The sequence below is a fragment of the Bradyrhizobium sp. Ken64 genome (genome assembly GCF_055807555.1).
The window spans coordinates 1-16,471 of sequence record NZ_JBVVPA010000048.1 but is presented as its reverse complement, the minus strand read 5'-3'; the positions used below and the strand labels follow the sequence as shown (position 1 = coordinate 16,471).

Genomic DNA, 16,471 nt, shown 5'->3' with positions numbered 1-16,471 from the left:
CTTCACCAGCTGATTGTCCACGGTGTCCAGGCTCTCGCTGGTTTCCGTCAAAAACTCCCGCAACAGATCATCCATGAAAACAGGCCTTCATACAGGGAGGGCGCGCACACAAGACGTGATGCGCCAATTCGGAATGGGGCCAGCTTCACCGCAAAGCGTTTAATAATGGTTGAGTATGTGGAAAAGAACGGAACCAACAAAGAGATAAGGCGCTCCGGACAAGTCGAAGCGCCTCGTAAAGATTTGATTAACGTTTGAGAGCGGCGGCGTATCTACGACGCGATGATGGTGATGGCCTCGCCTTCGTGCGCGAGCCTCACGGTCAGTCCGCAAGCCTCAGCCAACAGTCGCGTATAATAAGGCTGGATCGCATGCGCATCCGCGGCCGGGCCGCGCTCGCCGCTCAGGAGCTCGGAGATGTTCTGCGGCAGGCGCGCATTATGTCCGGTCGCGGTGATGCGGAAGCTCATCATCTCGCCCTCGCCGATCGGATCGATCGTCAGCGTGCCGCCGCGCGGAATCGTGTGCTGCGAAACGACCAGCATGTTGAGCAACAGCTTGACGCGATTCTTCGGCAGCAAGATCCGCGGCAGATTCCAGGTGATCGAGCACTTGCCGTCCTCGATGTGGCCGCGCGCCATGGTCTGGGCATCGCCGAGATCGATCTGCGCGCCGGACGAGCCGGCCGCACCAAAGGCGAGGCGGCAGAACTGGAGGCGGGCAGAGGCGGTTTTCGCGCTCTTGCGTATCAAGTCGAGTGCGAACTCGCGGTCGTCCGGCTTGGGATCGTCGTCGAGCACTTCGAGCCCATTGACGATGGCGCCGACAGGGCTGATGAGATCGTGGCAGACCCGCGAGCACAGCAGCGCAGCGAGTTCGAGCGCATCTGGAGCGGTGACGGTAGCGGGTGACGAAGCGTCAGACATAAAGGGTTCCTGGAATTGCACGGCGCGGACGCGGCGAATCAAGCATGCTTGACGAATGCTGCTGGTTCTAACATTCGCAAGCCCGTGGCAGCTAGCTTGCGATCGGTTCGAAGCGGCCCTAATGCCACGGCGAATCACTCGCTTAGGGATGGAATTGCCGATGAATGAGGCATGCAAGTGAAGCGGATCATCGACGGCGCGGCCGCCTCCCACCTGATGGAGCCGCTCACGGCGCTGGTGGTGAAGGCCGGCGAAGCCATCCTCGCGGTCAACCGCACGGCGATGCGGGTCGACGGCAAGCAGGACGGCTCGCCGGTGACCGAGGCCGACCTTGCCGCCGACCGCATCATCGCGGACGGGCTGGCGCAGCTTGCGGGCGACATCCCGACGCTCTCGGAAGAGCGGACCCAGCTCGCCTCGCCGCCGTTCCGCGACAGCTTCTTCCTGATCGACCCGCTCGACGGCACCAAGGAGTTCGTCGCCGGGCGCGACGAGTTCACCGTCAACCTTGCCCTCGTGACATCGGGCGTGCCGCTGCTGGGCATCGTCAGCGCGCCCGCACTCGGGCTGCTCTGGCGCGGCATCGTCGGCCGCGGCGCCGAGCGGGTCAGGTTCGACGGCGCGACCATCGGCGCTGCCGAGCCGATCCATACCCGCAAGTTGCCGCCCCTCGGCGAGCCCTGGATCGCCGCAGTGAGCCGCTCGCATGGAGATCCCCGAACCGAGGCCTTCATCGATCATCGCCCCAACGCCGTCAGGAAGACCGTCGGCTCGGCCGTCAAATTCGGCCGGATCGCGGAAGGCAGTGCCGACATCTATCCCCGCTTCGGGCCCACTTGTGAATGGGACGTCGGGGCCGGCTACGCGGTCGTGACCGCCGCCGGCGGCAGCGTGACCGACGGCAAGGGCGGCGCGCTCCGCTTCGGCGAGCGGCACGATGGCGGCTTCATCATCCCGGAGTTCATCGCCTGGGGTGACCCGCAGGCGGCAAGACTCTGACGTCGCAAAAGCCCTACTGGCTGAGCTTGTCCTCAAGGGCCGGCCAGCGCTTGCCCACCTCATAGAGGAAGCGCTCGGGATTGGCGGCGAAGGCGTCGCGATTGGCTTCCCGGCTGAACAGATAGAGCCGCTGCGCCGCGATGGCGAAGAAACGGGGGTTACCGGCGATGGTGACGCCGCGGGCGATATCGACCGGATCGTAGCCGCCGTATTGCGGCCCGTAGACCTCGGGATGGGCCAGGAAAGAGGCCCGGTTGCCCTCGTTCCGAAAGCGCCAGACTGCGGCCCACAGGTTCGCCTCGAACTCGGCCGTCCCCTGCACGGCTGCGCCATCGACGAAATAAGCCACGGGGTCGAAGCCCTCGATCGCCACGCCGCTGAAACGGTTGACGACGATCCGCTCGGTGGTGGCCGCCTGCGCCGGCGACCCCACGCAGAGGATCCAAATGCCCGACAGCATGCAGACCAGAAGGCCGATCAAGGCAATTCCGGGGCGCAAAGGGCTGGCTTCCTGCCGTTGTGCCGTCATAGTTGCTGCGGATAACATCCGAGTCGAGGGGACATCCGGCGCAACCTAGAGCCGTGCCTGTTGGCGTCAGGTTAAGGAAGCGACCGGATTCGGTACCAGGGGTTCTTTTATGACTTTCGCATCACGCCTTGCCGCAGTCGCGCTTGCCGCGATGGTCGGGTGGATCATTCCGGCTTCCGCCCAGCAGCCGCCGCCGCCCGATTTGCCGCCGCCGCAGCGGACCCCGACGCCCAGCACCTATGGGCCGGACGAACTCGTGAACGCCGGCCACCGCTTCTTCGGCAACGTCTCGCGCGGTCTCGCCTCGATCATCGAGAAGGCGGTCAGCCAATGGGGCCTGCCCAACGGCTATATCCTCGGTGAGGAAGGGTCCGGCGCTTTCGTCGCCGGCCTGCGCTACGGCGAAGGCACGCTCTACACCAAGAACGCCGGCGACCTCAGGGTCTATTGGCAGGGTCCCTCGCTCGGCTTCGATTGGGGTGGCGACGGCGCGCGCACCATGACGCTGGTCTATAATTTGCCCGCCACCAACGCGATCTACCAGCGCTTCGCCGGCCTCGACGGCTCGGCCTACATCATCGGCGGCTTCGGCATGACGGCGCTCACCGCCAACAACATCGTGCTGGTGCCGATCCGCTCCGGCCTCGGCCTGCGGCTGGGAGCCAATATCGGCTATTTGAAATTCACCCCGCGCGCGACCTGGAACCCGTTCTAGCGTTCCGCTTTCCCCTCCGGCGACGGATCAAGGTTAACGACATGTCGGGGCTGGCTTTTTGCCGGCCCCGCATGCAATGTCCTTGGTAAATTTTTCCTTAGCTTTGGGAGTTCTGGCCCATGGTCGAACCGATCATGTACCTGGCGATCGGTTTCCTGCTTTCGATGCTGTGCGGGCTCGCGATCGTGCCGCTGGTGCATAACCGCGCCGTGCGCCTGACCACGCGCCGGCTCGAGGCCGCCACGCCGTTGTCGATGGCCGAGATCCAGGCCGACAAGGACCAGCTCCGCGCCGAATTCGCCATGTCGGCGCGACGGCTGGAGATGAGCGTCGACCAGCTCAAGAACAAGACCACGAGCCAGCTCGCCGAGCTCGGCAAGAAGAGCGACGCCATCAACCGCATGAAGATCGAGCTCGGCGAGAAGAACGCCACGATCTTCGCGCTGGAGGCGCGCGAGAAGGCGGTGAAGGAGCAGCTTCGCGCCACCGAAGAGGAATTCAACACCAAGACCGCAGCGCTGCGTGCCGCCGAGCTCGCGCTGACCGACAAGCAGGGCGAGCTCGCAAAGATCAATTCCGAACTGTCCGACCGCTCGATGATGGCGGAGAGCCGCCAGGTCGAGCTGGTCGTGGTCCGTGCGCAGATCGAAGAGCTGAAGAACCGCGTCGGCGACGCCGAAAAGGAATTTGCCGCGACGCAGGCGCGGCTGGCCCAGGAGCGCACCGAATCCGAGACCGCATCGCGCGAGCTCGGCGACGCCCGCGGCCGCGTCGAAAATCTGAGCCAGCGCGTCACCGACCTCGATCGCCAGCTCATCGTGCAGGTGAAGGAAGCCGAGATGCTGTCCGGCCGCGTCGGCGATCTCGAGGGACGCCTTGCCACGCAGGGCAAGCTGCTCGCCGAGCGCGACTATGAGAACAACCAGCTCCGCCAGGCCAATGAAAGTTCCGAGCGCACCATCAAGGAGTTGCGCGTCGAGATCGCGGCCTTGAGCGGCGGCAAGTCCTCGGCCGCGATGGAATCGATCCGCGCGGAAAAGACGGCGCTGGAGGAGCAGCTCCGCACCGCCCGCGACGAGCGCGCCAAGCTCCAGCGCGACATCAACGCGATCCAGCAACAGGCCGAGAGCTCCTGGGCGACCGAGCGGATGGAGAACGCGCTGCTGCGCGAGCGCATCAACGACATCGCCGCCGAGGTGGCCAAGCTCGCGATGCAGCTCGAAGGCCCGAACTCGCCGATCGAGGCCCTGCTCGCGGCGGAGGCCGGCCAGCCGCCGAGGCCGGCGCCGCGCCCGGCCAACGACGCCCCGACCAACGGCACGGCCGCAGGCACCCTGCCCGAAGGCGGCGGAACACTGGCCGAACGCATCCGCGCGCTCCAGGCCCACGCCTCCCGCGCCCGCCAGCAGGGCGCGTAAGCGGCCCCAAGACGGTCTCACTGCCGCATTGCGGGTCGGGGGGAAGGTTTTCCGGCCCGGCAGCGCCTCGAAACTTGACACCTTCGGCCCGCACTTCTAAATCGCGGGCTTCAAAGCGCCGGCGGCCGAAACTCGGGTCGCCTGCATGATGGTTTCGGGTGCATAGCTCAGCGGGAGAGCGTTCCCTTCACACGGGAGAGGTCCAAGGTTCGATCCCTTGTGCGCCCACCATTTCTCCTGCATTTTTAGTGGCTTAGCGACTTGCTTCCCCTACATTGTGCCCCGAAAAGTCTGGGGCACAACCCGGGCACGCTGCAAAAAAGATCATCCCTCTACCTTCGCCCGCCGCTCCCGGCCCGACGACAAACAAGAAAGCTCGTCGATCTTTCACCACGAGACGCGTCGTCGCGCGACCTTTGGGCACGGGTTTCGTTGGCGCTCGATAGGCGCGAGCACGTTGTGCTCGAGGCAACCTTCGCCGAGGTACCACGGAGGAAGGTATAGTGGTCCCGCCGAGTCCTTTGAGGCGCCGCTCTTGCCGCTCATTGGCTAGGTTGTCCACTAACGCCATGAGTTGCCGCCGCGTCGGCTCGGCAATGTCGCTCGAAGTGGTTCTCGAGACCACGTCGCCAGAGCAGATAGTGCTGGTTTCCAGTGACGACCTGCCGTCCGGTGAGGGACACCACATAGGGCCGCCTTCAATCATCAGGTTGCCAGCTCATGCACTGCTTCTCCGCCAGCTGTTGCCGTAAGCCTCGCGCCCGACTTAGTTCGGACGGCTGGCGCTGGTGACGACTACGACGAGAGCCCTGTGGCAATATTGTAAAGCGATAAGGACCAACGGAGCCGGGAGTTCGCTTTCGGCATCCCCTACCTCGGGGCCGGCTTATGGTCATCGCTCTTCCAGATCGTGGTGCTACTCGGGCGTATTGACCGGTTGCCGTGCCGTAGTGCTCGCATGACTCGCAACGAAGGGCCCAGTTCGCCCCCTCCTGGATCACGACCGATTATCAAGCCTGCATCGAGCATTGGCGGATCGGGTCTCACCAGCTCCGTGGTGCTCACACCCGCATTCAGATCAACTGCCGTGTCGGAGTCTGGTTCAAGCAGTTCTCGCAGGCGCTCGATGCGTGCGAACCGGAATGGATGGACTGGTTTGATCATCGGGCTAGGCCCCTCGGGTCGAATGCGAGCAATCGGATGATGAAAACGATGAGCGCGCGACAGGTGACGCTCATGAGTCGAGCTGTCGGTTCTCCGCCGAATGCCAGTCCGCGCCATGGAGGCGGATCATCTCCCGACGGGACCGCTCGATGAAGATGCGCTCAACGCAAAAGCCGGCTGCAACTGAAGCCGCCAGCGCAAGGCCATAGGCCATATAGTCGTTCATGAAATTCCAAAACATGTTGCAGCCGGCAACTCCCACAAAAGTAAGTGCCATGGTCAAATTCCGAAATGCCTTAACCATCCTGCCCCCAGTAAGTCGGCGAAGGAACTTTTACCATTGCAACCACGGCGATTGGCAGCGTTTGACCCTTGTGATGAGCCGTCTTTCTGCTCGATCAGCCTGGGTCCGGCCGCGCTGCCGACCGGCGTGGGGCTCGCTCCTATTACTTAAGAGGGCACCCGGGAACGGAGCAGTGATAGCGACGCCGGCATACTTCATCACGGCGGGCCCTTTCTCGAGTGCCCCCGGTGAGGAGCTCCGAATCCCTTCCCGCGAGGGTTTACGCCGCATGGCGTGCGCCGTTGTGGCGTGGAGAAGAAGGGCGCATTCGAACTATGGAGCCTGCTGGTTACCGTTCACGCCAGACACAACGCCTCCATAGCGCTCACCGGCAACCCCAGACGCTCTGGCCGTCATCGATTGACATCACGGCCGTGCAGTCCTTGGTGATTTCCCCAAGGTCGTCGACCTTGAGCTTCACGAACCCGAGTAGCGATTGCTCGACTAACCGATTTCTGGCTGCGCGCCACGTCATGCGCGAATGGCCGGACATGCCCGTGCCTACGCTCTCTTTGTTCTTCTCGCAATGGGAGGGGGCATTGCTGTTCGTCTGATCTTCCTGACCGCACAGCGGCCGTTGCAGGTATCGGGGATGCGCCTTGATGAGCTGATCGATCTTGATGGCCCTGCCCCGCGCTGGGACCTGCCCGCGTCCCGAATGAAGCGCCCGAAACCGCACTCCGTACCGCTGAGCGCTGACACCGTAAAACTCGTCAAGCAGGCGCTTGCGGAGAGGCTGTACAACGATAGCCCTTACGTCTTCCCGTCCACTCGGGGCAAAGGCGACAAGCCGATTGACCGGCACGCTCTCTCCCAGGCAGTCCGCCGCCTTCGACTGAAGCTCAAAATGGCCGAATGGTCTCCGCACGATGCGCGGCGCTTAGCGACGACGTGGGCTCGCGCGATGGGTAGACGCTTCGACGAAACAGACGCAAGGGCCTCTTGCATCTGCTCCGCTGTTAAGCTCCGTTCCCGTACGTGACTACCAGCTCTATCAGACGCGCTAAATCGGCTGGCAGTTGGATGTCGCTCTGTTCGTGATCACTGCCCGTTCGATCTGCCACGGACACCCCTGAAGCCACGAGAATACGTTCTCAAGACTGTACGACTTTTCGACTTCAGGACCGCCCGGCCTCTCAGGCCGTTCGATCAGAACGAACCCCCGCACGGTTTGCGTACCATGCGGTCAACTAATTGCTGTTCAATGCCGATGCAGAAGTAGCGACAGATTGCGATGGTGATGTCTTGCATTGCCCCCTGCCTTTGGATGGAGAGCCTGTTGGCGCAGGCTCTCCGGTGATGACAAATCCCTTCGGCACGGAGACGATGAGAGAGGGCTTGTAAGGCCGCAATAGGATATGCGTCAGGCGAAATGGCTGACAGTCCTGACAGCCTTACAGCGATGCGAACGGCTCGCTGATCGGATAGCGCGCCTTGAGCTGCCGTAAGCGGTGACGCCCAAGCGCGCGCTCCAAGAGCAACTCGCCGCAGCACTCATCAAGATACGAACAGAGCGAGCGGGTACGTCCTGTCTGCGTGATGCAGCCCACGTCAGATAAGGAAGCACGATCTCAGGAAACTCGTCAGTCAGATGAAGTACACTGATCGCGTCGTCCCCGCAGTTCTAAGCCTTGCGAGCGCATGAGCCAGGACATCCGGGTTGTCCGTCTCAACGGCCGCAGTGCGCGGCGAGAACTGAAGTTTGACAACTGCCATCAGCGCGCATCCCTGCCAAGCTGCACGACCTTGCCTTCGATGCGCGCAACGCTGTCAGACTTTCAGACTTTACGTCTGTCACCTCGAACACCTCGCCGGTTCGACAAAGTTTGATCCGCTAGCCCTGCATGAGCGGCCACGGCAGCTACTTGTGATCGAAACTAAACACGGGCATCCTCGCCCACTTCCGCCGATGACGTGCCGATCAGCTCGACAATATAATCGGGAAGCGGGGGAATGGTGCCAGCGGTGTAGGCCTCGACGAACGCCTTGAGTCCGGCAGAATCGCCGTAGCGCTTGCCGTCCTCGCGGATCGAGCCAAGCGCAACGAATTGACCGCCGCGCCCTCGCACGTCGCAACCGTATTCTTTCTTGAGCGCGCCAGCGCTATTCGTGAAGGCGTTAGCGGGATCGCTGAAGACGTAGTGTTTTCCGCCTGACTGCGTCGTGATGACGATGCACCGCTGTTGCGCAATCTTCCAGTTCCAGGGCAGCAGCTCATCGAGCCTGTGGGCGGGGTGGATGGCGATGCGAGCGAGTACATCGGCAAGCCAGACCTGAGGATCACCGAGCTTGGTGCGGCGTTCCTGTCAGCCGATCTCGATCTGACGCCCCAGGTCCGGGAGGATCATGCGTCCTATATTGAAGGTGCTGAAGGCGGGTACGGTCGCGCCACTCTTAAAGCGGCTGAGCAACTCGCTTCTCGACCGGTTGCATTTCAATAGGTGTATGGTAAAGAAGCTGGTCCTTCACGGGAATTGCAGTGTCCCGGCGCCTGAGCCGTAACGGGCGCTCACTGTGGGGCCGTTTCAGGTTTGCGAAGCATATGCAGGCCGCGATTCAGCTGCTTGCCCCGATTTTTTCTGTGGGGGCGATATGAGCATGCGAGCGCCTCTAGTCGCAGTTATCGCGGTCAGCTGGGTAATCTCCGCAGCTGCTTCCGCTTTCGCGCAGCAACTTCAGGTCATTGGCAACGATCCTGTTGCCGGGCCGCTCTGCGCCGGGCCTTTGGGCCCTGGCCCCTGTGCCGCCGTGCAGCAGTACATATTGAACCAGCAACAAGGGCAGCAGCCTGGCCCGCCGCGGGTGCGTCCGATGCCGGGTGCTCCCGGTCCCGGGTCAGGCACTCCAAAGAGCGGAATCGCGCAGCAGATTGCGATCCAATGCGCGCAGCAAGCGGGCGGCTATGTAGGCTTGTTCGCTGCGTGCGCCGGCCAGAATGTTATCCTGCCCGAAAAACAGCAGGCCGTTCTGGATTGCGCAGTGTCGAATTCAGATACGGAAGGATTTGCGAGCTGCGCGGCTCCTCATTTTGGCATACAGCTCAGCGACGATCAGCGCATTGTCGCCGACTGCGCGATGCAGTCTCAAGGCGACCGAGATGACTTTCTCGGGTGCGCCGGGACAGGATTCGCAAATCAACACCTGACACTGGAGCAACAGGCTGTTCTGAATTGCGCCGCGACCTCGGGCGGTGACGCCTCGGACTTCGCCTCGTGCGCCGCCTCGCGGATCATCGGGGCCCGTCTTAACAGGGAACAAAGGATCGCGGTCCAATGCGCCGCGCAGTCGCAGGGGGACTACGGCACCTTCGCATCCTGCGCGGGCGCCAATCTGTTCAATCTGAACCTGAACCCCGAACAACAGATAGCCGTACAATGCGTCGTCCAGACCGGCGGCCAGCCTTATGCAGCCGCCGGCTGCATGGCCACGCGCCTGACGGCACGTGAGTTGGAGAAGTGCTTTACTGACGGCATCGGCGGCTCAGGTTGTTTCGGCGACAACAATGATTTCATTGGACGTAATGGGTGGACCGCGCGAACGATGGGGCAGATTGCGGGCGGCCCGAATTCTGTCATTCGCAACCCCGGCCAGATATGGGGCGGCGATAATTCGTTCGTCAGGAATCCGGGTCAGATATGGGGTGGGTCGAATTCCTTTGTGCGCAACCCGGGCCAGTTCTGGGGCGGCAACAATTCGGTCTTCAACAACCCCGCGCAACTTGCGCCGCCGCCGGTCACGCTCGGCACGGTCGGAGGCCATCGCATTTGCGTCCCTTGGTGTTAGTGTAAGAAACGTTCGGAGTCAGCCATGGGCAAATGCACTCTATGTGGATTGGCGAGTGTCGCGTTCTGCTTGTTCTGGTTATTTGCCCAGAATGCCTGGGGGCAGCAACCCGACGACCTCGTCATAACGACCCATCACATAAATGCGGTCCGCGACGCGCGGACGCCCTGGAACGAAATTCAGAATTGCATGCGTGACGCCGCCTGCGCGGCGGCGGTCAACGGAATCGGGGCGCAGGTCGGAATCCCGTCGAATGCAATCCGGCTGGTCGGCGCCGGCGCCGCATTCACGGCCAGGCCCGAGGGCGAGGAGACGCACTACTCAATTCCCGCGCTGGATGGCCGCAAGATTTGCCGCGTGCAGGTCCGGACGACGTCCGTTGTGCCCGCGACCGGCGACCGGGCATCGCTGTTCTCCCTCAGCGCCGCTCCGGCCGCGGTGGCAATCTATACGTGGACGCCGCGCAGAGGTATCGGTGGGGGACGAAGCTGGTACGATGGGATGGTCTTTGTCGCTCACGTGAAGGCCGGGCTCGCCGACGACTACTCCAAATCCGGGAAATGCAGCGTGCCCCAGACCGGCCAGCCCGCCGCCTACGCATGCCGAGGGGCCAGCGGTGTGAACCACGGGCTGGCAGCTTGCGGTTCCAAAGATCTATGAAATCCAGTGGAGTGAACCCGCATGATGCCGCTCGCAAGGCTGTGGACCTGGATAGGCCAGATTTTCATCCCGCTTGCCATCGGGTGGGCCATCTACATTCGCAATGGCTTCGGAGAGAAATTGCCGCCAGACGGCGTCCTGATATCGCGCGGATACTGGGGATTCCTCATTGCGCTGCTCGCGGGCAGCGCGCTTGTCTGGACGTGCGCTCTATATATCGGGCTGGCCAGCAAACGGCGCGCACTGCTTCTTGTTCCGCCCAATACCGCCTTTGAAGACGCCAAGGATCGCAGTGCGGTGATCTCCTATGGCACCGCTTGCATTTTCGCGCTTGCGGTGCTCGCTGCGCTCATCACGTTCGGAGCCCGCTACTCGGAGAGCTTTATTCACGGCTGGAATGCACGAACTCCGGTTCAGCAGGGATTCTGGAGCAGTCGGATCAAGGCCCACGAGGTGGGATGCAGTTCGCAGCCATGTTATGCGGTCGGTCCCAGAATTGATGGTACTGGCACTACGGTGTTCGGAGTCAACGAGTACATCCTGTATGTGACCGACGGTGTTCTGGCCCTGTTCGCTCTACTGCTGGGTTCGGGTCTCGTCTATCTCGCCGTCGTGCTGACGCGGCGGCCCTCACGTTAAGCACGGCTTGGCCCCGGACGCCGCGGCACGTTGATGACCGGGAGCCGTCGCGTGCAAATTAAGCCGCGAGGGGGGACGAGTGGAAATCCCGTTTTTGCGATGAACATTCCGCGCCCGGATAACCGGCTACGCGCTCAGCCTGCGCGTCCCAGGCAGCGGCGTGATCACTCCCCCGCATTCCATTCTTCTGAAGGCCACGGAAACTGGTTTGGCCCATTGTTGCCTGCTGACCAGCCTATGACCTATGTCGCACATGCCCGTGTGCGTATTCTGAATTCATGGGAAAATGAAATTGGCACATGAATAGAGAAAGCAGCGGGAGGTAGTGTAATGGCTGGAAAATACGAATCTGAACGCCGTGAGCGACTTGCCGAGCGGCGCACGTCGAACGTCGACTCCGATGATCCCCTCCCGCTGGAATTCGGCCCAAACAGCTTCGGTTGCCACGAAGCCCTGCATGTCACAAATCTTGTCCTTGGTCTTATTGAGCGTGAACTGGCTGAACATCCCGCGATCCTGCTTCAGCCGGAATGGTACGCTCATGTAAGGAAGGTGCAGGACGAGCTGTACGTCCTTTATCAGGAGATTGCCGTGACGCAATCGTAGACCCGTTGCCATTGGTGTCCGGCGCCGAGCCGATAACGTCTGCAGCAAGCCCTGTCTGGGAAAGAACGCCGTTCTTCCCGGAACGAGGGTCCGGCACCGGGAGCGCAGCCTAGCCCGGCATACGGAAGTACGGCCCCGCCGGCGCCCTGCGGATATTCTGTGAATTCCATTTGCGCACGAGGCCAGAAAATCCGCGGTTTCGCGCGGATTTTGCAGCAACAACTGCCGATATGATAAAATGTATCTGTGGAATTATTGCGAAGGATATTCGAACTGGTGGGCAGCCTGCCCCTGCGTGGCCCGCACGACGGTTATGAAGGCATCCTGCTGGCGCGAGGACTCAAGCCCATTGGGCTGCTCTGTACAGCCGGCGCGCCGGGAGAGCCCCCGATCCATTGTGACGAAACGTTCGAACGCGAAATACTGGATCAGATCCTGATCGCCGACGAGGCCGTGGCAGCGGGAAAACTCAGAAAATATGTCGTCGTCATACCGCCCCCGAATTTTTTCTCGGACCAGCACACGCTCTTCAACAATTTCTACGCGCAGCCGGAGCATGAAGACGACATGCGCCTGTTTGCCGAAGGGCACAGGGCCATGTGGCTGCACGGACATGACGCCCCTCCCGGCCTGACGAAAGAAACCGGCGAGTATTTCGGTTACGCCAAAGCCGATCTCACCCCGCCGCATCCGAACCGGGGCGCGCGGTTCCTGCTGCACCATACCAACGATTTCCGGCGCTATTGCAGGATGCGCGCTCTGCTGTCAAAGCCCGCACCGTAGTGCTTATCTCGCGTGACCGCAGTCGCGAACATCCTTCCAGACATCGCATGTTGCCGCAGAACGGACATTCCCTACCGTTGATGTCACGGGCGCAATGTCCGCAGGAGCCAGACGCGAATCTTTACGCTTGCTATGACGCCCCCAAACTGCGGCCACCGGTCAGCCGAAGCGCCTGTGCTTTACCGCCTTTTGCTCATCGCGCTCACGCGGTCCGCTTCCGGTGGCGGCATGATGCTAAGCGATAGGCCACTCGGTGAAAGGACCGGCGCCCGTTCCAAAAACACCGCGAAAAAAGATTGGTCAGTAACCCTGACCACCGCGACGCTACGCAAGCAAGCGCGTGCAGAGAGGCGAGTGCTGTATGCATATCGCGCAAGACGGCACGCTTGACTCGTCGCGACAATTAGATAGCGTATTCTTCTTGCTATAAACACTTAGGTTGAGGAAACAGCGCAACCCATGGACTCCGACTCGGGAGGTTTGCATGCGTGTTATCCAATTGGCGGTCGCGGCCCTTCTTCCCTGGTTCATTTTAAGTGTAGCGCACGCGCAGGGTCTGCAACCTGAAAGCAAGCAGGAATTTCAGCGGGTGTACGGACTCACGGCCAGGCCTTTGACATCGCCTTCACTGACCGGCCCGGCCGCAGCTGCCACCCGAAATAGTTTGCAGCAGCAAAGTGCCAACGAATTCAGACGTGTCTTCGGGCAGAACGCGTTGTCCGGCTCGGTCACGCTGCAAACTCTGTCAACGCCGCAGACCATCGATTCAATAAGCCTTTGCGGTGTGACCGACAGCACGGACAGCCGCAAATATTTTATTTTATGGCACCTGATCTCGCTTGATCTCTCGGCGCTCGATCACCGTGCGGTCATCGGCAACAGCCCGAATACCTATCATCTCCAGTTCGGCCCGGCGCGAACGGCGCGCGCACTCGCGCTCATTCACCAGGCGATGTTCGAAGCTTCTAACGCCTTCGAGCGAAAGTATCAGTCTACGTTGACCGGGTGGGAAATCGGCCCGACTGCGAGCGCATCGCAGGATGCAGCGATCATCGAAGCCGCTTATCAGGTCAGCGCATGGCTCTACCCTGGGCTCAACGATCAGCCTGCGGACGCAAATGATCCCGCCAATGTGAAGAGCCTGTTCAGTCTTTCGCAATACTACATTTGCTCCATGGCATCGCTCCCCGATGACGCCAAACGCAAAGCCGGCATTGACATCGGTCGTTCGGTTGCCGGCAAGATCATGGCTGAGCGTTCCCACGACGGCGCCGAACGGCCCGAACCGCTCTGGAACAAGGATTTTGTCCCGCGCAGGCCCCCCGGCGGCGCCGACTACGCCTTCCTTCAATGGCAGGTCGACCCTGTCTCGTCGCTTATGACGGCCCTTGGCACTTACTGGGGTGAAGTCAAACCTTTCGCCCTCACATCGGGTTTTCAGTTCCGTATCGCTGAAAAAGACTCACCTGCGGAAACAGTGAGGAAGCTCGTTCCACCTAATGCCTATGACAAACTTCCTTCCTACACGGCCATCAAACGGGACGCGCGCGAGTCCCGTCTTGATCCGAGCGGCAAGATCACCCAGCCTCCGCCGGGTCGGGACGGGCTGCTCATCGCTCAGTTCTGGGCGTATGACGGTACAGCCAATCTCTGCGCTCCCGCGCGCCTCTACAATCAGATAGCGTCGGCCGCGCTGAATCAGATCGAGATGCATCCCGACGACGGTTATCGCCTCATCGAACCGACATCGACGACGGATATCGCGAGATTCTACGCTCTTATAAATCTCGCGATGGCCGATGCGGCAATCGCCGCCTGGGATTCAAAATTCCATTTTCAGTTCCCGCGTCCGGTCACTTACATCCGTGCATTCGATGAAATGACCGCGATGGCAGCCAATCAACCGGTGACAACGAAATGGTTTCCGATCGGAGCCCAGGTCACGAACTCGGATCAGACCAACAATATAACACCGCCATTTCCGTCCTACCCGTCCGGGCACGCGGTGTTCGGCGGCGCGCTCTTCGGCGAGCTTCGCCAATTCGTCAAGCCGACGACGACTTTCAAATTCATGTCGGACGAATTCAACGGGAAGAACAAGGATGTGTTCAACTACGTTCGCTGCGCGCCGGAGGACGCTCAGAAAGATCCACGATTCTGCAACAGCCGGGATTTCGTATTGGACTGCGCCGAACGTGAAAATGCCGACAGCCGCCTTTTTATGGGCGTCCACTGGGTCTTCGATGCCGATGACGGGATCGCGATGGGTAACAAGGTCGCCAGCCATGTCTACCGTCACATCATGAGACCGCTGGACGCACAAGGTCAGGCTTTCGATCCGCCTCTTCGTATTTTTTCAGTCACGCCCGATACCAAGCTGCGCACGGACCTCGTTTGCCCCGGAATAAACAATCTGCCGGCCGGCTGGGACGATACCGATGCGACCAACGGCTTCGGACCCCTTAAGATTGAAACGGTCCAGTAGCTCGCAGTTACAGAAGCGAATTCCGGCGGCCGGCGGGCCTGATGCGCTTCGATAGTTTGCCTTCAAAGGCCTTCCAGCAAGAAGCATTCTTCCCGGAAGACCCTGGAAGCACAATGAAGCGCGGTTCGGTGATTGCTCTCATTTCATCTTGTCATTACCCGGACGGATTTCTCCTTTTTCCATCCGCATTCCTCTCCTCGCACGCCGTGCCGGCGTCTCTGATCATGCCTTCACTATGGGGCCCGGATGCTCGCCAATTTCGGCAAGCTAATTTTGCAAGAATAGTACAGTATTACGAAAACTATCCCGCATTTTTTTGCTGCCGAGCAAACTCATCGATGGTAATATTCCGAATGAAAGCGGAAAATAGCAACATAAAAAGATTATCCAAGATTGCAAACGCAGTGTTCGACGGCAGTTTTCTTGCGATGTACGTTTTAACACTTGGCTCAGTGGTTACGTCAGTACTGGCCATGCCGCATTCTTCGTTCGCATCCGAAAACCTCGGAGCCGGGCCTTTCCTCTTCTGCATGGCCGGCGTTGGAGTGAGCGCGGCGCTCGCTGCTCACTCCGGGATTGCAATATGGCTGCTCGATCGCGCGGCAAGCGAGACCACTCTCCCTTCATGCCGCCGGCAACGGTCTGAAGTTTACAGACAAACACGTCTAAGTTACGAAAACACGTAGAGGGCGATCAAAGCTTCCGCTACCATATTCGCGCGAACGCCATTTAGAATCAGATATCAAATGTCGCAGCAGGACCTCGACGGCATCCCTGACCCGGTCGCGTGCGCGAAGGCGGCGCGTACCGCTGCGGACGAGGCAAAAGGTTATAAGGACAATGCCGAGAAAGCCGCAAAAAGAAGCGGCCACCGCTAAAGGGGCAGCAGAGGCGATAAGAAAAAAGCTGACCAGAGGCAAGTGTTACCAAAATATCCAGGCCGGCGCCACAATCCTCACTCTCGCAGGGTTGGCTTATCAAAGTTTCGAAATCAGCAAGCAATCAAACATTACCGAACAACAGCTGCGGGTCGCATCGTACACCGAGGAACTCGGAATCGAGCAGAGATTGCGGGAAGGTACTCAGTCGATACAGAAACGTGTCTACGATAAGAACGGGGTTTTTGCGCAGGCCCGTGAATTGTCTTGTTCACCGATGCCCGAAAGAGCAGACAAGCCCGAAACCGAGGCTGAATTCAAATCGATAGTATCCCACTACGAACTCTATCATAGAGCCGCAAAGCTTGGTCTGATTCCAAGGGACCGCTGGCGGTCGATTTGCTTGAACGCGCAAGAGCTTTTCACTCAGAACTGTTTGCTCAGTTTAAAATTGAAGCAGGAGCCCGTGACCTGCCGCTGAACTTTCATCCATTGGCGATTAGAGTCTCGGCGGATGTTACGCCGTTTGGCGCGGGGTGAACA

17 protein-coding genes, 1 tRNA gene and 1 pseudogene are annotated in these 16,471 nt (G+C 60.6%); 14 read left to right on the top strand and 5 right to left on the bottom strand.

The window, feature by feature from the left end; translation table 11 throughout:
- A partial coding sequence (locus tag AC0L2F_RS34950) for a hypothetical protein (RefSeq protein WP_473251435.1) occupies nucleotides 1-258 on the top strand: 258 nt, incomplete at its 5' end.
- Nucleotides 259-272: 14 nt separating this feature from the next.
- Here AC0L2F_RS34950 and chpT read toward each other — a convergent pair.
- The gene (gene chpT / locus AC0L2F_RS34945; protein ID WP_473251434.1) at nucleotides 273-926 is read right to left on the bottom strand and encodes a histidine phosphotransferase ChpT; all 654 of its coding nucleotides are present in this window, start codon (nucleotides 924-926) and stop codon (nucleotides 273-275) included.
- Nucleotides 927-1,097: 171 nt separating this feature from the next.
- Between chpT and AC0L2F_RS34940 the strand changes: the two genes are divergently transcribed.
- Nucleotides 1,098-1,925, top strand: coding sequence for a 3'(2'),5'-bisphosphate nucleotidase CysQ family protein (locus AC0L2F_RS34940; protein ID WP_088930953.1), 828 nt, complete (start codon nucleotides 1,098-1,100; stop codon nucleotides 1,923-1,925).
- Nucleotides 1,926-1,938: 13 nt separating this feature from the next.
- Here AC0L2F_RS34940 and AC0L2F_RS34935 read toward each other — a convergent pair whose 3' ends face one another.
- A complete protein-coding gene (locus AC0L2F_RS34935) occupies nucleotides 1,939-2,424 on the bottom strand; it encodes a YHS domain-containing (seleno)protein (protein ID WP_063993798.1) in 486 nt (161 codons plus the stop codon).
- 139 nt (nucleotides 2,425-2,563) lie between these two features.
- On the opposite strand from AC0L2F_RS34935, the gene AC0L2F_RS34930 reads away from it, so the two are divergent.
- From AC0L2F_RS34930 to AC0L2F_RS34920, 3 genes are all read left to right on the top strand, one after another.
- On the top strand, nucleotides 2,564-3,169 hold the full coding sequence (locus tag AC0L2F_RS34930; protein ID WP_007606270.1) for a DUF1134 domain-containing protein: 606 nt from the start codon (nucleotides 2,564-2,566) through the stop codon (nucleotides 3,167-3,169).
- A gap of 119 nt (nucleotides 3,170-3,288) precedes the next feature.
- Nucleotides 3,289-4,587, top strand: a complete 1,299-nt coding sequence (locus AC0L2F_RS34925; RefSeq protein ID WP_473251433.1) for a hypothetical protein — start codon at nucleotides 3,289-3,291, stop codon at nucleotides 4,585-4,587.
- A 156-nt stretch (nucleotides 4,588-4,743) separates the two neighbouring features.
- A tRNA-Val gene (locus AC0L2F_RS34920) sits at nucleotides 4,744-4,818 on the top strand.
- Between the two features lie 1,003 nt (nucleotides 4,819-5,821).
- Here the strand turns inward: AC0L2F_RS34920 and AC0L2F_RS34915 are convergent.
- Nucleotides 5,822-6,028: a hypothetical protein gene (locus tag AC0L2F_RS34915; RefSeq protein WP_231188869.1), complete on the bottom strand. Its 207-nt coding sequence runs from the start codon at nucleotides 6,026-6,028 to the stop codon at nucleotides 5,822-5,824.
- Between the two features lie 547 nt (nucleotides 6,029-6,575).
- Between AC0L2F_RS34915 and AC0L2F_RS34910 the strand changes: the two genes are divergently transcribed.
- Nucleotides 6,576-7,076 carry a tyrosine-type recombinase/integrase gene (locus tag AC0L2F_RS34910; protein ID WP_473251432.1) on the top strand — a complete coding sequence of 167 codons (501 nt, stop codon included), beginning with the start codon at nucleotides 6,576-6,578 and terminating at the stop codon, nucleotides 7,074-7,076.
- Nucleotides 7,077-7,971: 895 nt separating this feature from the next.
- Here the strand turns inward: AC0L2F_RS34910 and AC0L2F_RS34905 are convergent.
- Together AC0L2F_RS34905 and AC0L2F_RS34900 are read right to left on the bottom strand one after the other, a co-directional pair.
- The gene (locus AC0L2F_RS34905) at nucleotides 7,972-8,286 is read right to left on the bottom strand and encodes a bifunctional DNA primase/polymerase (protein WP_473251436.1); all 315 of its coding nucleotides are present in this window, start codon (nucleotides 8,284-8,286) and stop codon (nucleotides 7,972-7,974) included.
- Nucleotides 8,287-8,376 (bottom strand): annotated as a pseudogene (locus tag AC0L2F_RS34900) (transposase domain-containing protein); the annotation flags it as partial.
- A 481-nt stretch (nucleotides 8,377-8,857) separates the two neighbouring features.
- Between AC0L2F_RS34900 and AC0L2F_RS34895 the strand changes: the two are divergent.
- From AC0L2F_RS34895 to AC0L2F_RS34860, 8 genes are all read left to right on the top strand, one after another.
- Nucleotides 8,858-9,877 carry a hypothetical protein gene (locus AC0L2F_RS34895; RefSeq protein ID WP_473251431.1) on the top strand — a complete coding sequence of 340 codons (1,020 nt, stop codon included), beginning with the start codon at nucleotides 8,858-8,860 and terminating at the stop codon, nucleotides 9,875-9,877.
- A gap of 69 nt (nucleotides 9,878-9,946) precedes the next feature.
- On the top strand, nucleotides 9,947-10,537 hold the full coding sequence (locus tag AC0L2F_RS34890) for a hypothetical protein (protein WP_473251430.1): 591 nt from the start codon (nucleotides 9,947-9,949) through the stop codon (nucleotides 10,535-10,537).
- A 21-nt stretch (nucleotides 10,538-10,558) separates the two neighbouring features.
- Nucleotides 10,559-11,176 carry a hypothetical protein gene (locus AC0L2F_RS34885; protein WP_473251429.1) on the top strand — a complete coding sequence of 206 codons (618 nt, stop codon included), beginning with the start codon at nucleotides 10,559-10,561 and terminating at the stop codon, nucleotides 11,174-11,176.
- 330 nt (nucleotides 11,177-11,506) lie between these two features.
- Complete coding sequence (locus tag AC0L2F_RS34880; protein ID WP_473251428.1) at nucleotides 11,507-11,782, top strand: hypothetical protein; 276 nt, start codon at nucleotides 11,507-11,509, stop codon at nucleotides 11,780-11,782.
- 276 nt (nucleotides 11,783-12,058) lie between these two features.
- Nucleotides 12,059-12,565 carry a hypothetical protein gene (locus AC0L2F_RS34875; protein WP_473251427.1) on the top strand — a complete coding sequence of 169 codons (507 nt, stop codon included), beginning with the start codon at nucleotides 12,059-12,061 and terminating at the stop codon, nucleotides 12,563-12,565.
- A 484-nt stretch (nucleotides 12,566-13,049) separates the two neighbouring features.
- The gene (locus tag AC0L2F_RS34870; protein ID WP_473251426.1) at nucleotides 13,050-15,050 is read left to right on the top strand and encodes a vanadium-dependent haloperoxidase; all 2,001 of its coding nucleotides are present in this window, start codon (nucleotides 13,050-13,052) and stop codon (nucleotides 15,048-15,050) included.
- Nucleotides 15,051-15,091: 41 nt separating this feature from the next.
- Entirely contained in the window at nucleotides 15,092-15,736 is a 645-nt protein-coding gene (locus tag AC0L2F_RS34865; protein ID WP_473251425.1) for a hypothetical protein, read from the top strand.
- A gap of 154 nt (nucleotides 15,737-15,890) precedes the next feature.
- Complete coding sequence (locus AC0L2F_RS34860) at nucleotides 15,891-16,409, top strand: hypothetical protein (RefSeq protein ID WP_473251424.1); 519 nt, start codon at nucleotides 15,891-15,893, stop codon at nucleotides 16,407-16,409.
- Nucleotides 16,410-16,471 lie beyond the last annotated feature (62 nt).

Excerpts from the sequence above, each read along its gene's own strand:
- chpT (WP_473251434.1), bottom strand. The coding sequence starts at position 926 with ATGTCTGACGCTTCGTCACCCGCTACCGTCACCGCTCCAGATGCGCTC.
- AC0L2F_RS34940 (WP_088930953.1), top strand. The coding sequence starts at position 1,098 with ATGCAAGTGAAGCGGATCATCGACGGCGCGGCCGCCTCCCACCTGATG.
- AC0L2F_RS34930 (WP_007606270.1), top strand. The coding sequence starts at position 2,564 with ATGACTTTCGCATCACGCCTTGCCGCAGTCGCGCTTGCCGCGATGGTC.
- AC0L2F_RS34925 (WP_473251433.1), top strand. The coding sequence starts at position 3,289 with ATGGTCGAACCGATCATGTACCTGGCGATCGGTTTCCTGCTTTCGATG.
- AC0L2F_RS34915 (WP_231188869.1), bottom strand. The coding sequence starts at position 6,028 with ATGGCACTTACTTTTGTGGGAGTTGCCGGCTGCAACATGTTTTGGAAT.
- AC0L2F_RS34910 (WP_473251432.1), top strand. The coding sequence starts at position 6,576 with ATGGCCGGACATGCCCGTGCCTACGCTCTCTTTGTTCTTCTCGCAATG.
- AC0L2F_RS34885 (WP_473251429.1), top strand. The coding sequence starts at position 10,559 with ATGATGCCGCTCGCAAGGCTGTGGACCTGGATAGGCCAGATTTTCATC.
- AC0L2F_RS34880 (WP_473251428.1), top strand. The coding sequence starts at position 11,507 with ATGGCTGGAAAATACGAATCTGAACGCCGTGAGCGACTTGCCGAGCGG.
- AC0L2F_RS34870 (WP_473251426.1), top strand. The coding sequence starts at position 13,050 with ATGCGTGTTATCCAATTGGCGGTCGCGGCCCTTCTTCCCTGGTTCATT.
- AC0L2F_RS34865 (WP_473251425.1), top strand. The coding sequence starts at position 15,092 with ATGCGCTTCGATAGTTTGCCTTCAAAGGCCTTCCAGCAAGAAGCATTC.
- AC0L2F_RS34860 (WP_473251424.1), top strand. The coding sequence starts at position 15,891 with ATGCCGAGAAAGCCGCAAAAAGAAGCGGCCACCGCTAAAGGGGCAGCA.